The sequence below is a fragment of the Amycolatopsis sp. NPDC005003 genome, assembly GCF_053600695.1.
Map to the genome: position 1 here is coordinate 122,414 of NZ_JBSGAI010000023.1, position 14,203 is coordinate 136,616.

At 73.0% G+C, this 14,203-nt stretch carries 14 protein-coding genes; 8 read left to right on the forward strand and 6 right to left on the reverse strand.

The genetic code is table 11. The features are described 5' to 3' along the window. Positions 1–280: 280 nt before the first annotated feature. Complete coding sequence (locus ACWED2_RS25890) at positions 281–1,348, reverse strand: methyltransferase (RefSeq protein WP_449693065.1); 1,068 nt, start codon at positions 1,346–1,348, stop codon at positions 281–283. Between the two features lie 179 nt (positions 1,349–1,527). Here ACWED2_RS25890 and ACWED2_RS25895 point away from each other — a divergent pair, with 179 nt between their 5' ends. Genes ACWED2_RS25895 through ACWED2_RS25905 form a run of 3 tightly spaced genes read left to right on the forward strand, consistent with a single transcriptional unit; the run spans position 1,528 to position 4,393 of the window. Beyond that, a complete protein-coding gene (locus ACWED2_RS25895) occupies positions 1,528–2,646 on the forward strand; it encodes a hypothetical protein (protein ID WP_449693066.1) in 1,119 nt (372 codons plus the stop codon). After that, positions 2,643–3,554, forward strand: a complete 912-nt coding sequence (locus ACWED2_RS25900) for an ABC transporter ATP-binding protein (protein ID WP_449693067.1) — start codon at positions 2,643–2,645, stop codon at positions 3,552–3,554. Before ACWED2_RS25895 ends, ACWED2_RS25900 begins: the two co-directional genes overlap by 4 nt. After that, positions 3,551–4,393, forward strand: a complete 843-nt coding sequence (locus tag ACWED2_RS25905; protein WP_449693068.1) for an ABC transporter permease — start codon at positions 3,551–3,553, stop codon at positions 4,391–4,393. The genes ACWED2_RS25900 and ACWED2_RS25905 overlap by 4 nt, the downstream gene beginning before the upstream one ends. Here the strand turns inward: ACWED2_RS25905 and ACWED2_RS25910 are convergent. The 3 genes from ACWED2_RS25910 to ACWED2_RS25920 form a co-directional block, all read right to left on the reverse strand. After that, positions 4,383–5,189 (reverse strand): lipase family alpha/beta hydrolase, encoded by an 807-nt coding sequence (locus ACWED2_RS25910; protein ID WP_449693069.1) that lies wholly within the window; start codon positions 5,187–5,189, stop codon positions 4,383–4,385. The two genes, ACWED2_RS25905 and ACWED2_RS25910, sit on opposite strands and share 11 nt — an antisense overlap. A gap of 426 nt (positions 5,190–5,615) precedes the next feature. Next, entirely contained in the window at positions 5,616–6,800 is a 1,185-nt protein-coding gene (locus tag ACWED2_RS25915; protein WP_449693070.1) for a glycoside hydrolase family 64 protein, read from the reverse strand. 37 nt (positions 6,801–6,837) lie between these two features. Continuing rightward, positions 6,838–7,752, reverse strand: a complete 915-nt coding sequence (locus ACWED2_RS25920) for an EamA family transporter (protein WP_449693071.1) — start codon at positions 7,750–7,752, stop codon at positions 6,838–6,840. Between the two features lie 76 nt (positions 7,753–7,828). Here ACWED2_RS25920 and ACWED2_RS25925 point away from each other — a divergent pair, with 76 nt between their 5' ends. Beyond that, entirely contained in the window at positions 7,829–8,326 is a 498-nt protein-coding gene (locus tag ACWED2_RS25925) for a MarR family winged helix-turn-helix transcriptional regulator (RefSeq protein WP_449693072.1), read from the forward strand. Here the strand turns inward: ACWED2_RS25925 and ACWED2_RS25930 are convergent. Then, positions 8,323–9,267 carry an MBL fold metallo-hydrolase gene (locus ACWED2_RS25930; RefSeq protein ID WP_449693073.1) on the reverse strand — a complete coding sequence of 315 codons (945 nt, stop codon included), beginning with the start codon at positions 9,265–9,267 and terminating at the stop codon, positions 8,323–8,325. The two genes, ACWED2_RS25925 and ACWED2_RS25930, sit on opposite strands and share 4 nt — an antisense overlap. Positions 9,268–9,605: 338 nt before the next feature. Between ACWED2_RS25930 and ACWED2_RS25935 the strand changes: the two genes are divergently transcribed. From ACWED2_RS25935 to ACWED2_RS25950, 4 genes are read left to right on the forward strand one after another with little or no spacing between them, the layout of a single operon-like run. Further along, complete coding sequence (locus tag ACWED2_RS25935; RefSeq protein ID WP_449693074.1) at positions 9,606–10,082, forward strand: PTS sugar transporter subunit IIB; 477 nt, start codon at positions 9,606–9,608, stop codon at positions 10,080–10,082. Positions 10,083–10,088: 6 nt separating this feature from the next. Further along, positions 10,089–11,708 (forward strand): PTS system mannose/fructose/sorbose family transporter subunit IID, encoded by a 1,620-nt coding sequence (locus ACWED2_RS25940; RefSeq protein ID WP_449693075.1) that lies wholly within the window; start codon positions 10,089–10,091, stop codon positions 11,706–11,708. Between the two features lie 11 nt (positions 11,709–11,719). Beyond that, the gene (locus ACWED2_RS25945) at positions 11,720–12,109 is read left to right on the forward strand and encodes a PTS sugar transporter subunit IIA (protein ID WP_449693076.1); all 390 of its coding nucleotides are present in this window, start codon (positions 11,720–11,722) and stop codon (positions 12,107–12,109) included. Then, positions 12,106–13,416 (forward strand): hypothetical protein, encoded by a 1,311-nt coding sequence (locus ACWED2_RS25950; RefSeq protein WP_449693077.1) that lies wholly within the window; start codon positions 12,106–12,108, stop codon positions 13,414–13,416. Before ACWED2_RS25945 ends, ACWED2_RS25950 begins: the two co-directional genes overlap by 4 nt. Here ACWED2_RS25950 and ACWED2_RS25955 read toward each other — a convergent pair. Then, on the reverse strand, positions 13,403–14,161 hold the full coding sequence (locus ACWED2_RS25955; protein ID WP_449693078.1) for a hypothetical protein: 759 nt from the start codon (positions 14,159–14,161) through the stop codon (positions 13,403–13,405). The genes ACWED2_RS25950 and ACWED2_RS25955 overlap by 14 nt on opposite strands. Positions 14,162–14,203: the final 42 nt, after the last annotated feature.

Below are 14,203 nucleotides of genomic sequence, written 5' to 3' on the forward strand. Positions count from 1 at the left end.
CGGTGGAAGTTCCAGGCTTGCCCTGTCTCTGCTTTTGCCGCGGAAGGAGTCTGCCGTGGCAGGGCGAGCCTGCGGCAGGGCGGGGCCTGGTGACGTTGTTGGTCCGGCTTGCGTTGCCGGCCGGCGGTCCGTATGTCGCGTGTGGACGAGCCGCCGTGCGAGCCCCTTGCTGTGGACAACCGCGGGCACCTCCGCCGGAGGGCACCGATTCCGTCGGTGCCCTCCGCTAGCGTGGAATCGGGGGCTGCTCAGCTCGCCCGCGCACGCGGGAGCGCCTTCGCTATGGCCTGAGCCGCCAGAGTGAAGTGACTTCCGCGGCCCGCGCCCGGTGCAGCGGGTCGGCGGGGTCGAGCGCCCGCGGATGTCGCGGTAGCGCTTCCGTCCGGTCCGCCACCCGCAACCCCGCCGCCGCGATCCAGGCGAGCAGTTCCCCCCGCGTGCGCAGGCCCAGATGCTCCGCCAGGTCCGACAGCACCAGCCAGGCCTCGCCGCCCGGGGTCAGGTGCCTGCGGGCCCGGTCGAGGAAGCCGCGCAGCATGCGGCTGCCCGGGTCGTACACCGCGTGATCGAGGGCTGTGTGCGGCCGGCCCGGCAGCCACGGCGGGTTGGCCACCACCAGGGGCGCCCGGCCGCGGGGGAACAGATCCGCCTGCACCACTTCGGTGCGGCCGGCGAAGCCGAGCCGGGTCAGGTTCGAGGTCGCGCACGCGACCGCCCGGGGCGAAGTGTCCGTCGCGATCACCCGGCGCACTCCGCGGCGGGCCAGGACGGCGGCGAACACGCCCGTTCCGGTGCCGATGTCGAACGCCAGCTCCGTGCTCGGCAACGGCGTCTGCGCGACCAGGTCCACGTACTCCTGGCGGATCGGGGCGAACACGCCGTAGTGCGGGTGGATGCGGGCCCCGAGGGCCGGGACCGGGATACCCCGGTGACGCCATTGCGCCGCTCCGATGACCCCGAGCAGCTCCCGCAGCGGCACCGCCGCGGCATCAGCCGGCGGCCCGTAGACCGCACGGCACGCGGCCCGGACGTCCGGTGCCCGCCGCAACGGTATGACGTGGCCGGGATCGAGGGGCACATACAACGACGAAAGCAGCCGGGCGCGGTGGGCGCGGTCCGCCCGGTATCGGGCGTAATCGTCCGGCGGGGGCTGGGGAATCCGGCGGTTCACGGCGGTGAGCAGACGGCGGGCGGCCGGGTAGTCGCCTTGCCAGAGCAAGGCGACGCCGCCTGCCATCGTGCGAAGGGCGGTGTCGGCGGAGAGTCCGTCGTCGGCGGGGATCGCGCGCCGTGAAGGCGGGGAAAACAGCCGGCGATCGGGTTCGCCGGGCAGGACGAGGTGAGCCACGTAAGGGGGTTTCCGTTCTTGCTGCGGGCACGGCGAAGCACCCGCGTGAGGTGCGGGGTGTGCGGAGGACCGGAGCGGGAACTAGCTCAGGACAGCAGCATGAACGGGATTCGTCACCCTTCGACCCTAGCTGCGAGCCTCCGACCCTGCGTACAAAGGACAGCAAGAGGTGATGCCCGATGGTGTTGCGGCACGGGAAGCGGCGCCGGTGGGCGACCGTCGCCGCCGTGGCCGTTGTGCTTGTTTCGGCTCCTTCGGTCGTCTCTGCGCTCTCCCCGGCCGGGGCGGTGGTCGACCCCGGCCGGCTGCGGGCGCTCGTTCTGGACTCCGCCGGACGGCCGTACCAGGGTTACGCCGAAAGCGCCGGGTCGCTCGCCCTGCCGGAGCTGCCGAACCTCGCCGCCGTCACCGCGCTCTTCTCCATGCGGACGCCGATGCGTGCCTGGTACGCCGGGCCCGACCGGTATCGCGTCGACATCCTCGGGACCGCCGGCGAGCACGATGTCTACCGGCTGCCCGATGGCGAATACACCTGGGACTACGGCGACAACACCCTCACCGAGCTGATCGGCGAGCCCGGCCTGCGGCTGCCGCGGGCCGGGGACCTGCTGCCGCCCGAGCTCGCGCGGCGGATCCTGCGTTCCGCGCCGGGCGATCCGGTGAGCGCGCTGCCGGGGCGGAACGTCGCCGGGGTCGCCGCGTCCGGGCTGCGGCTCGTCCCCGCCGATCCCGACACCACCATCGGCCGCGTCGACGTCTGGGCGGACCCGGCGACCGGCGTCGCCGTGCGTGTCGAAGTGACCGCGCGTGGGCAGGAAGCGCCGATCCTGGTCACCGAGTTCCAGCAGCTCGAGCAGACCACACCGGTCGTCGAGGCGCCGCGGCCGGTGCTCGGGTCCGGGTTCAGCGTCACCAGCGCCCCGGACGTCGCCGACACGCTCGGCGCGTTCGGCCAGGTGCCGCTGCCCTCGTCGCTCGGCGGGCGCCCGGTGGTGTCGGAGAACTTCGGCGGTGTGCAGGGCGCCGCGCTCTATGGCCGGGGGCTGGCCGCCTTCGCCGTGATCGCCGTGCCGCGGACGGTGGCCAACGCGGCGGGCGATGCCGCCGGGAAGGCCGGTGGGGCGCAGGTCAAGCTGGCCGCCGGCAGTGTCGTGCAGCTGTCGATCACGCCGCTTTCGCTGGGCATCGTGCGGTCTTCGGTGTCCCGGCGCTCCTACCTGCTGGCCGGGACGGTGACGCCCGGCGTCCTGAAGTCCGTCGCCGACGAGCTGTCGCGGCTGCGCCGGAGTGGCCCGTGATCGTCACGCGCGCGCTGACCAAGCGCTACGGCCGCACGGTCGCCGTCGACGCGGTCGACCTCGACGTCCGCGAAGGCGATCGCTACGGCTTCCTGGGCCCCAACGGCTCGGGCAAGACCACCCTGGTCCGGATGCTGCTCGGCCTGGTCTACGCGACCGCCGGCGAGATCGAGGTGCTCGGGAAACCGGTGCCGAAGCGGGTCGCCGAGGTGCTGCCGGACGTCGGCGCGCTCGTCGAGGGCCCGGCCGCGTACCCGCACCTGTCCGGGCGCCGGAACCTGGCGCTGCTCGACGCCGCGGGCCGCGGGGGTGGGCGGCGCACGCGACGCCGTCGCATCGACGAAGCCCTCGAACGGGTCGGGCTGGGCGGGGTCGACCAGCGGCCGGTCAAGGCGTACTCGCTCGGCATGCGGCAGCGGCTCGGGCTCGCCGGCGCGCTGCTGCGGAAGCCGCGCCTGCTGATCCTCGACGAGCCGACCAACGGGCTCGACCCGCAGGGCATCAAGGAGATCCGGGAGCTGCTGGTCGAGCTGAACGCGGGCGGCACCACGGTGTTCCTCTCCAGCCACCTGCTGGCCGAGGTGGAGCAGCTGTGCACCCGCGTCGGCGTCGTCGACCGCGGCCGGCTCGTGCTGGAGGAGGACCTGGCCACGCTGCGGGCCGCCACCGGCCGGATCCTGGTCGGCACGCCGGACGCGGCCCAGGCGGCCGCGGTGCTCGACGGGCAGCTCGAAGCCCGCGACGGCGACCGGCTGGTCATCCGGCACGCCGATCCGGCGGCGCTGAACGCGCTGCTCGTCGAAGCGGGGGTGCGCGTGACGTCGATCCACGCCGAACAGCGGACGCTGGAACAGGTCGTCCTCGAACTGACGGGCCCGGGGTCGGACCGGTTCGGAGCGGCGCGGTGATCGGCGTCGAACTGCGGAAGCTCGTGCTGCGGCCGCGGGTGTGGTTCAGCGTGCTGCTGCTGTGCCTGCTGCCCGCGATCGTCGGCGTCTTCCTGGCGACGGCCGACTTCGCGCCGCCGCCGGGGCAGGGCGGGGCGTTCCTCTCGGCGGTGGTGAACGACGGCGCGCTGTACCCGGCCGCCGCGCTCGCGCTGGTGCTGCCGCTGTTCCTGCCGATCGCGGTCGCCGTCACCGCGGGCGACGCGATCGCCGGCGAGGCCTCCACGGGCACCCTGCGCTACCTGCTGGTGCGCCCGGTCGGCCGGACGCGCCTGCTGGGCGCCAAGATGGTGGCGCTCGCGGTGTACGTGACCGCCGCGATCGTCATCGTCGTGCTGACGTCGCTGGTGCTCGGGGTGATCCTGTTCGGCACCGGCGGCAACCCGGGCGTCGCCGGGCCGGGCGGGCAGCCGACGGGTGTGACGTCGTTGTCCGGCCAGTCGCTCAGCTCCTCCGCGCTGGGCCTGCGGCTGCTGGGCGCGGTGTCCTACATCGTCGTGTCGATGCTCGGGTTCGCGGCGATCACGCTCTTCCTTTCGACGGTGTCCGATTCGGCGCTGGGGGCCGCGCTGGGCGGGCTGGCGGTGCTCATCACGAGCACGGTGCTGGAAACCCTGGACGCGGCCGCGTCCGTGCGCCCCTACCTGCCGACGCACTACTGGCTGTCCTGGATCGACTTCTTCCGCGATCCGGTGCTGTGGCGCAACATCGACCACGGGCTGCTGCTGCAGGCCGGCTACATCGTGGTGTTCTTCGGGGCCGCGTGGGCGAACTTCGCGACGAAGGACGTCACGAGCTGAGGCACTCCGCGGGCGCTTCGAGCGCGGTGGTGCCGAGCGCCTGCAGGACGATCTCGGTGACGGCGGGGTCGGTGGGCAGGTCGCCGTGGCCGGCCGGGTTGCCGGGGCAGACCTGCTGGAGGGAGACGTTGACGGCGCCGTCGACCCGGGCGGAGTCCGGCGGGGTCACCGTCTCGTCGTTGTCGGTCCAGAGCGACAGCCACGGCAGGCCCGGCGGGAGCGGCTGCTTGGCCAGCTCCTGCAGGAGACTGCTGCCCGGCGCCAGCTGGACGCACGCGGCGGGACAGCCGCCGGGGACCAGCGCGCCGCCCGCCGTGGCCAGGCCGGTGCCGTGCATCGGCGCGCCGAGCGTCACGACCCGGCGGGCCTGGTGGTCGCCGTTCTCCCGGCCGACCCACAGCCGCACGACGACGCCGCCGGCCGAGTACCCGACGACGTCGACCGAAGGCGCGCCCTGCTCGTAGGCCTTCTCGACGGCTTCGGCGAGGACGGCGGCCTGTTCGACGAGGTCGCCGGTGCCGTCGCCGGCCAGGGTGAGCACCTCGGCGGACCGGCCGGTGGCCTGCCGGATCCGCTCGGCGAGGGTCTCGAGCGCACCCCGGCCACCGCCGTAGCCGGGGACCAGCAGCACCGGCCCGGGCCTGTTCTGGTCCGGCGTCCCGGCGTCGGGCGCGGCCTTGGCCCCGGAAGCGGCGGCGACGGCGGCGACGACCACGGCCACCACGGCGACGGCCACGCTGCTCAGCATCAGCCGCCGCCGCGGGCTGAGCCCGCCCCACCAAGCCGTGATCCGCACAGCTCCATGATGACCCGGCCCGCGCGTGGCCGCCGTGATCCGGCGGGCATCACGCGTGACTGGAGAGGCATCACGCGTGATTGCCGGGGCATCGCGGCGATGCCCCGCCAGGCACGGGTGATGCCCGGTCAGTCACGGGTGATGCCTCTTTGCGCACGGGCTCGGCCGATCCGGTGAGAGCGGGGGCTTGCTGAACCGGCCTGGTGGTGGGTGCCGTGTGCCCGGTGGGAGTGGTGGAGATGGGTCGGGGTGAGTCGTTCGTGCGGACTTTCGTACTCGTCGTGCTGGTGGGGGAGCTGCCGCGTGCGGGCCGGTGGAGGTGCGCGGCCGGGCGCAGCCGCAGCCGGTGCCGGAGCGCACCGGCGCGCCCCCGGGCGAGCTGCTCGGGAACACGCCGGTGCGGCCGGACAGAGTCGTCGTGAAGCTCTAGTTGAACGGATCGAGCGTCAGGTAGGCCGTCGCCGGGTTGCCGTCGTTGACCAGGGATTCGTAGTGGCCGACGTCGTCGAACGCGAAGGCGTACGCCTTGCCGTCGGCCATCTGCGCGTGGATCTTGCGCGCGTAGTGGTTGGTGACGGCGTCCTGGTAGAAGCCCGCCGAGCTGGTGTCCGGCTGGTTCGCGTTCATCAGCAGCGTCGAGCGGTTGAAGCCCGCGCAGAGCGTGCGCGAGATCTGGCCGCGGACGTCGTTCGGCGCGTCGAGGTTCTTGTAGCAGCCGAAAACACTGTCGGAATCCGGCTTCTGGAACGCCGTCACGAATCCGCCGGACGTGTTCGTGAAGTTCATCGTGTTGCCGGAGACGCGGCCGTAGTATTTCACGTTCGGCTGGTCGGCCACCGGTGTCACGGTCAGCGTCGACGAGCTGTACTTCGTCCAGACGCGGTTGATGTAGTCCTGCAGCACGGTCGCGGGCAGCGCGCCGGCTTCGATGCCGTGGCTCGGGGCCAGTGCGCGCAGGACCGTGCCGTCGGAGCGCGTCCGGACCAGGTTGGCCCAGCCGCCCGGCTGGCTGCGCAGCGACGAGTAGAAACCGTTGTAGCCGCCCGGTTTCAGGTGCCCGGTGCTCCTCGTGGTGCCGCCCACGGGCTGCACACCGACCGCGTACGGCGCGGAGAACATGTCCACCTGGGTGCTGTTGATCCAGAGGCCGCCGTCGTTGAGCGTGTACTCGGACCAGTTGAAGAGGATGTTCACGTTCGGGTCGGACGGGTTCTGGACCGCCGGCTGGACCAGGCCGCCGGTGGCGAGCTTGAAGGCCAGCTTCTGCCCGTACGAGAAGTAGATCCGGCCTGAGAACTTCGGGATCCGGATGGTGATCGACTGGCCGTTCGCGGGGCCGGGGATCGACGCGTCGGGCGCCGGGATCGGCGGCACCGCGCCGCCGGGCCAGGCGTGGAACGTGCCGTTCGCGTCGGCCCAGCCCTGCTGCCCGGTCGCCAGGTTCGTGCCGAGGTCGTAGAGGTACACGGGGTCGCCGCGGCCCGAGTTGTTGGTGATCTTCAAGGGGATCGTGGCCGGCACCGCTTCGGCGGCGGGGGCGGTCGCGGTGGCCACCGCGAGTGCCGCGGCCAGCACCACAAGCCGTTGCCGGACGGACGTCTTCGTGCGCACGGGCGCCTCCTCGTCGAGGCCGATGATCGCAAGTTGTTCAGACCATTTCAGCGTCGGTGGCCCGGCGAGGCGTTGTCAAAGGCTGATAGCTATCAGCCCCCGTCCGGACCAACGGCCGCCGCTGCGCGGCCACGACGGCGGCCAGCGCGATCACCGCGCCCAGCAGCTGCCACGGCGTCAGCCGCTGGCCGAGGACGAGCCAGCCGAGCAGGGTGGCGACGACCGGGCTCAGCAGCCCGAGGAACGTCACGTGGGTCGCGGACAGCGCGCGGATCCCGCGGAACCACAGAGCGTACGCGAAGGCGGCGCCGATCAGCGAGAGATAGGCGTAACCCGCCAGGTTCGCGCCGGACAGCGACGCGGGCGGCGCGCCTTCGACGGCCAGCGCGACCGGCACGAGCACCAGGCTGCCCGCGACGAGCTGCCAGCCGGTGGTCGCCAGCAGGGGCGCGGGGGACGTCCAGCGCTTGCTCAGTACGACGCCGAAGGCCATCACGACCGCGCCGCCGGCCGCCGCGGCGACGCCGATCGCGTCGAGCCGCGCGGAGGACTGCAGGACCAGCAGGCTGACGCCGACGACGCCGGCCAGGCCCGCGAGCACGGTGCGCCGGGTCAGGCGTTCGCCGAGCAGGCCGGTGGACAGCCCGGCGACCAGCAGCGGCTGCAGGGCGCCGAGGGTGGCGGCGACCCCGCCGGGCAGCCGGTAGGCGGCGACGAACAGCAGGGCGAGGAACGCGCCGATGTTCAACGTGCCGAGCACGAGCGAGCGCCACCACCAGTCGCCCTTCGGCAGGCGGCGGGTGAGCCCGACCAGCAGCAGGCCGGCCGGCAGCGCCCGGATGACGGCGGCGAGCAGCGGGCGGTCGGGCGGCAGGAACTCGGTGGTGACGAGGTAGGTGGTGCCCCAGATGGCCGGGGCGAGTGCGGTGAGGAGCAGCTGTTTGTTTAGCACTAAGACAGATTACCTCAGTGCTAAGGTAACTGACTACCCTTTCACTTACCGCTAAGACATCGGTTACGCTGTGGCGATGGCCGACCACGTGGACCGGGTGCTGGCGCAGTGGCACGCCGAGCGCCCCGACCTCGACGTCTCCCCGATGGCGGTGATCGGCCGGCTGTCCCGGCTGAGCGCGCTGGTCGACGCGGAACTGCGCCGCACGTTCGCCCGCCACGGCCTGGACCGGGCGACCTTCGATGTCCTCGCGACCCTGCGCCGCAGCGGGCCGCCGTACCGGCTGACCCCGACGGAGCTGATGCGCTCGGCGATGGTGACGTCCGGGGCGATCACCCAGCGGCTCGACAAGATGGAGGCGCGCGGGCTGGTCGAGCGCACGCCGAACGAGGCGGACGGCCGCGGCGTGCGGGTGCGGCTGACCGAGGCCGGCGGGGAGCTGATCGACCGGGCGCTGCCGGAGCACGTCGAGACCGAGCACCGGATCCTGGCCGCGTTGGACACCGGCGAGCGGGTGGAACTCGCCGCGACGCTGCGGACTCTCCTGGAGAGCCTGGGCGGCTCCGGTTCCTAGGAAATCTGCCGGACCGGTTCGCTGCCCAGCAGCAGGTCCAGATCGATCCGGCCCCCGGCGGCCGCCAGGACCGCGTCGACCGCGAGGTCGACGTCGAGCTTGCGGCCGTGCTGGTCGGCGTACGCGCGCATCAGGTTCCCGATGTGCCGCTCCGGGTTGCGCCACGACGGCCACCGCAGGGACGCCTGCTTCGCCAGCTTCGTGAAGTTCGACTGGCGCACCGTCGCCTCCAGCAGCCACTCCAGGTAGACGCGCATCCCGTGGAGCGCCGGGTGGGCGGGGGTCGCCACCGGGCCGTGCCCGGGGACCAGGGTGCGCGGGCGGAACGTGTCCTGGAGCCAGTCGAGCGCGTCGAGCCAGCCGGGGATCGAGCCGTGCACCGCCATCGGGGTGTCGCCGATGTACACCAGGTCGCCGGTGAACAGCGTGCTCGACCGCGGCTCGTGCACCACCAGGTCGCCCGCCGTGTGCGCGACGCCCGGCACCGCCACGACGTCGACCGTCGCGCCGCCCAGGTCCAGCTCGTGCCGGCCGGTCACCGGCCGGACGGCGCCGGGCTCCGGCGGCTCGAGCACGCCCCAGCGGGTGTAGGTGAAGACGTTGCCGTAGGTCTGCGGCCCGGCCTTGACCAGGTCGAGGCTGCCCGGGGCGGCCAGCGCGGTGCCGCCGTCGCGCAGGGCGACGCCGAGTCCGTTGTGGTGTTCGCCGTGCGCGTGCGTGATGACGACCGTGAGCTCCTGGTCGCCGGCGTACTTGCGGACGTCGCGCAGCAGTTCCAGGGTGGCCTGCTCGGTGCCGCAGGTGTCGATCAGCGCGACGCCCTCGGTGCCCTGGATCCAGCCGCTGTTCGCGACGAACCACTCGGCCGGGCTCTTCACGTACGCCACCACGCCGGGCCGCGCGTGCCGGAGCGGGACGATGTTCGATCTGACGGCCGGCATGCTTTCCTCCCCTGAACGGACGATGCGGATAACGACGGTGACCGGGTCAGGTTGCGCGGTTCCCCCGGAATGTTCCCGTCGAATTTCGGTCGGCTGACCGGTCGAGAATTTCTCGGATTCTCCGAGGTCCGAGGTCTTGACAGTCGATCACATCCGTCCATACTGGTATATACCTTTATGGGAGGGTCCGGGAGAAAAATCCAGGGGGACTTCGCGCTCGTGGGCCGACGGAAGGTCTGAGGGGTCCTTCCGTCGGCCGCGCGAAGGCCGGTCACCGGCAGTGTTGACACAGATACTGGTACGAACCAGTATGTCTCCTGCCGGCCGGGAGGAGAAACATGACGGGGGCACACGTCCGGATCGACAACCGGCTCATCCACGGTCAGGTCACCGTCGCGTGGACCCGCCGCCTCGGCGTGCGCCGCCTGGTGGTCTGCAACGACGACGTCGCCACCGACGAACTGCAGCGGATGCTGCTCCCGCAGGCCGCCCGCGGGTTGCGCACGGACGTGCTGTCGGTCGAGGCCACGCTCGCCGTCGAGGCCGGCACGGACGTCATGATCATCGCCAAGCACCCCGAGGACGCCTTCCGCCTCGTCGAGGGCGGCCTGCGGCCCGAGGTCGTCAACGTCGGCAACGTGGCCCCCCGGCCGGGGGAGCCCGCCACCATGGTCACCCGGTCGATCGCGGTCACCGCCGACGAGGCCGACGCCTACCGCAAGCTGGCCGCCGCGGGCGTCCCGCTGGTCACGCAGCTGATGCCGCAGGACAAGCCCGCCGACTTCGTCCCGCTGCTCGACCGGAAAGGGCTCTAGCTCCGCATGCTCGTCGCGTTGGCCCTGACCCTCTGGGCGATCTACTGCACGTACGACGGCCTCGGGCCGTTCCTCATCTACGCCCAGCGCCCGCTGATCGCCGGCTCGGTGGCCGGGCTGATCACCGGCCACCCGCTGCTCGGCCTGCTGGTCGGCGCCACGCTGGAGCTGGCCGCTCTCGGCGTCTACACCTACGGCGGCGCCACCATCCCGGACTACCAGACCGGCGCGATCGTCGGCACCGCGCTGGCCGCGGGCGCCGCCGGCACCCCGGCCGCGCAGGCCGCGATCGGCATCGGCGTCGGGCTGCCGGCGGCGATCCTGCTCGCGGCGCTGGACCCGGTCGGCAAGATGGTCACCACCGCGCTGGTGCACCGGGCCGACGGCTACGCCGCCGACGGCAACGCCCGCGGCCTGGCGATGATCCACTGGATCAGCCTGGTCCCGTGGGTGGCCGTGCGCGCCGTCCCGACGTTCCTCGCCGCGCTCGCCGCCTCCGGCGGGCTGGTCAAGGACATCACCGCGAGCATCCCGGCCGGGTTCGTCCAGGGCATGACCCTGGCCGGGTCGCTGCTGCCGGCGGTCGGCTTCGCGCTGCTGCTCGGCATGATGGAGCTGTCGCGGTACTGGTACCTGCTGCTCATCGGGTTCGTCGGGTTCGCCTACCTCAAGCTGCCGGTGCTCGGGATCGCGCTGGTCGGCGTCGCGGTCGCGATGCTGTTCGTGACGCTGAAGCGCGACGAGCCCGCGATCGCCGTCCCCGAAGCGGCCGCGGACGAGTCCACAGTGGACCCACGGCTGACCAAGCAGGACCTGCGGCGGGTGTTCCGCCGGTACTTCTGGTCGAGCCAGATCTCCTGGAACTACGAGCGGATGCAGGCGCTCGGGTTCGCGTACTCGATGGAACCGGTGCTGCGCCGGCTCTACCCGGAAAAGGCGGACTACGTCGCCGGTCTGCAACGGCACCTGCAGTTCTTCAACACCTCGGTGCTCGTCGGCGGCCCGCTGATCCTCGGCTCCAGCGTCGCGCTCGAAGAAGCCGGCACGCCGAAGTCGGCGGCGAGCACGAAGGTCGCGCTGATGGGGCCGATGGCCGGCATCGGCGACACCGTCGTCTTCGCGCTGTACAACAGCATCGTCTTCACCATGGGCGCCTCGTGGGCACTGCAGGGCAACTGGCTCGGCCCCGCCTTCGCCGCGGTCATGGTGCTCGTGCCGTACGCGCTGGTGCGGCGCTGGCAGTTCGGGTTCGCCTACCGCGAGGGCAAGCGGCTGGCCGGGCACCTCGCCGCCGGGGCGCTCGCGCGCGTCGCCCAGGGCGCGACCGTGCTCGGGTTCGTCGTCCTCGGCGGGTTCATCCCGTCGATCGTCAAGGTCGTCACCACGCTCACCTACCGGCAGACCACCACGGTCCAGGGGCAGCCGGTGACGCAGGCGGTGGCGATCCAGGACCGGCTCGACGAGCTGCTCCCGTTCCTGCTCCCGGTGCTCGTCACCGCCGGGGTGTACCTGCTGACGGTCAAGGCGCGGCTGCGGCCGGTCTGGGTCATCGGCATCGTGGTCGTGGCCGGGGTCGTCCTGGGGTGGCTCGGCTGGTTCGCGCCATCGGCCCCGGCGAAGAGTTAGGGGAGTTCGCCATGTCCGTTCCGATCATCCTCGCCGGCCACGGCCGGCTGCCCTCCGGCGTCGGGGAAGCCGCCGAGATGATCCTCGGCCCGCAGGCGCGGCTGAAGGTCTGCGAGCTGAGCCCGCGCGACAGCCCGGAGGAGTTCGGCGCCCGCGTGCTCGCGCTGGCCGGCGACGCCCCCGGCGTGCTGGTGCTCGCCGACCTGCACGGCGGCTCGCCGTTCAACGCCGTCCGCACGCTCGCGGCCGGGCACCCGCGCATCCAGCTGGTCTCCGGGCTCAACCTGCCGATGCTGCTGGAAGTCCTGCTGCACACGACCGACGACGTCACCGCGCTCGCGGGGGTGGCTCGCGCCGCCGGCCGCGACGGCGTCGTCGACGTCCTGGAATCGACCTGGTGACCGCCGCGCTCCTGCTCGCCGCGCAAGACGTCCGGATCACGCCGGGGCCCGGGCACCCGCTCGGCGGCTACCTGGCCCGGCACGGCGTCGCGACCGGTACGCACGACGACCTCGAGGCGTCGCTGATCTGGCTGTCCACCGAGGACGACCCCGGCGTGGTGTGGGTGGCGCTGGACGCCCTCGCCGTCGACGCTCGCCTGACCCGCACCCTGGCCGACGCGGTCGCCGAGGCGGTGGAAATCGACCCGGACCGGGTGCTCGTCTGCGCGTCGCACACGCATTCCGGCCCCGAGGGCTGGACCGGCCCGCTGCACCCCGGCCTGCCGGGGCAGCGCGACGCCGGGCTGGTCGGCGGCATGGCGGAGAAGGTCACCGGCGCCGCGCGGCGGCTGCGCGCCTGCCGCGGCCGGGTCCGCGCCCGCTGGCACGCGGGTTCGACGGAAGCCGTCGGCGGCAACCGCTACCGGCCGGACGGGCCGCACGACACGTCGTTCGGCGTGCTGGAGCTGCGCCGCGACGACGGCACTCCGGCCGCGCTGCTGTTCGACTACGCCAGCCACCCCACGGTGCTCGGCCCCGACAACCTCGCCTGGTCGGCGGACTGGCCGGGCGCGACCCGCCGCGAGCTGGCCACCCTGGTCGGCCAGCCGGTCGCGGCCTTCCTGCAGGGCGCGGCGGGCGACGCCAGCTCCCGGTTCGTCCGCCGCGGCCGCGACCACGCCGAGGTCCGCACACTCGGCGGTCACCTGGCGACGTCGATCGCGCGCACGCTGGCGGCGGTGTCGCCCGCGCCCGCGACGGCCGGCCCGGTCCGGCTGACGCGCTCGACGCTGCACCTGCCCTACCGCGACATCCCGTCGCTCGAGGACAGCCTCGAGCTGCGGCAGGCGGCGGAGGCGGAGTGGCAGCGCGAGCTCGCCCGCCACGGCGAGAACCACCCGGCGGTCCGCATCGCGCAGACCCGCTACGAGGGCTGCGCGATGCTGGCGACGATGGCGGCGAGCGGGCGGCCGACGGGCTGCGCGGAAGTGCCGGTCAGCGTGGTGTCGCTGGGGGAGATCGCCTGGCTGCACACGCCGTTCGAGCTGTTCGCGTCGCTGGGCCTGCGCATCCGCCGCGGCAGCCCGTTCCGGCACACCCGGGTGATCGGCTACACCGACGGCTACCTGGGCTACCTGCCGGACGCCGACGGCCACCGCGACGGGATCTACGAGTCGTACGTGACGCTGTTCGAGCCGGAGGCCGCGGACGAGCTGGTGGAGCACTGCCTGAAGGTGCTGCGGGCGCACCAGGTCAGCCGCTGCTGAGCCGGCGGAGCGGGTAGCCGGAGCGGAGCACGGTGACCCCCAGGACCCCGGCGCCGCCGAGCACGAAGGCGGCGGGGACCGCGGGGTCGACCTCTTCGGGCAGCATGGGGCGCACGAAGCCCCCGCGGTCGACGAGCACGGTGAACCGCTCGCCCAGGGTGAATCCGGCATCGGTGCGCAGGTCGCCGGGCAGCAGCGTCGAGCCGCCGGGCAGCACGAACCGGTAGGTGCCGCCGCCGTCCGGGTCGAGGTTCGCCTGCGCGACCTCGACCGTGACCGGCGTGCCGCGATGGGTCAGGATCACCTCGGTCACCACGGCCGGGCCGCCGAAGAGCAGGCAGGACACGCCGAGCATGGCGAACAGGAACGGGAAGTAGTAGAGCTCCTCCGAGATCCAGCCGCCCCACCAGGAAGCCACCAGCAGCCCCAGCGTGCAGCCGACCAGGCCGAGCACGGCGAGCCCGAACGCCCCGGCGTGCCGGTCTTCGTGCGCGGACAGCACCGCGAGCACCGCGGCCACCGTGAAGAACGCGGCCAGGGTCAGCGACCGGGTGAGCTTCACCCGCGGGGTCACCAGCTGTTCTTCCCGCACCTCCGGCGCGGGCCGGGGCCTCGGCACCGGCCGCGAGGCCCGGGGTGTTCTCGCCTGCGGACGGCGGACGGACAGGAGCGTGACCGCCGCCGAGGCGGTGAGAACGGCGGCGAGGGCCAGCCGCCGACGGGTCTTCGTCTTCCGCGTCGCCATCGGGCCCCCTCCGCGCCGTTTCCGCTAGCACGCGGGACGGGC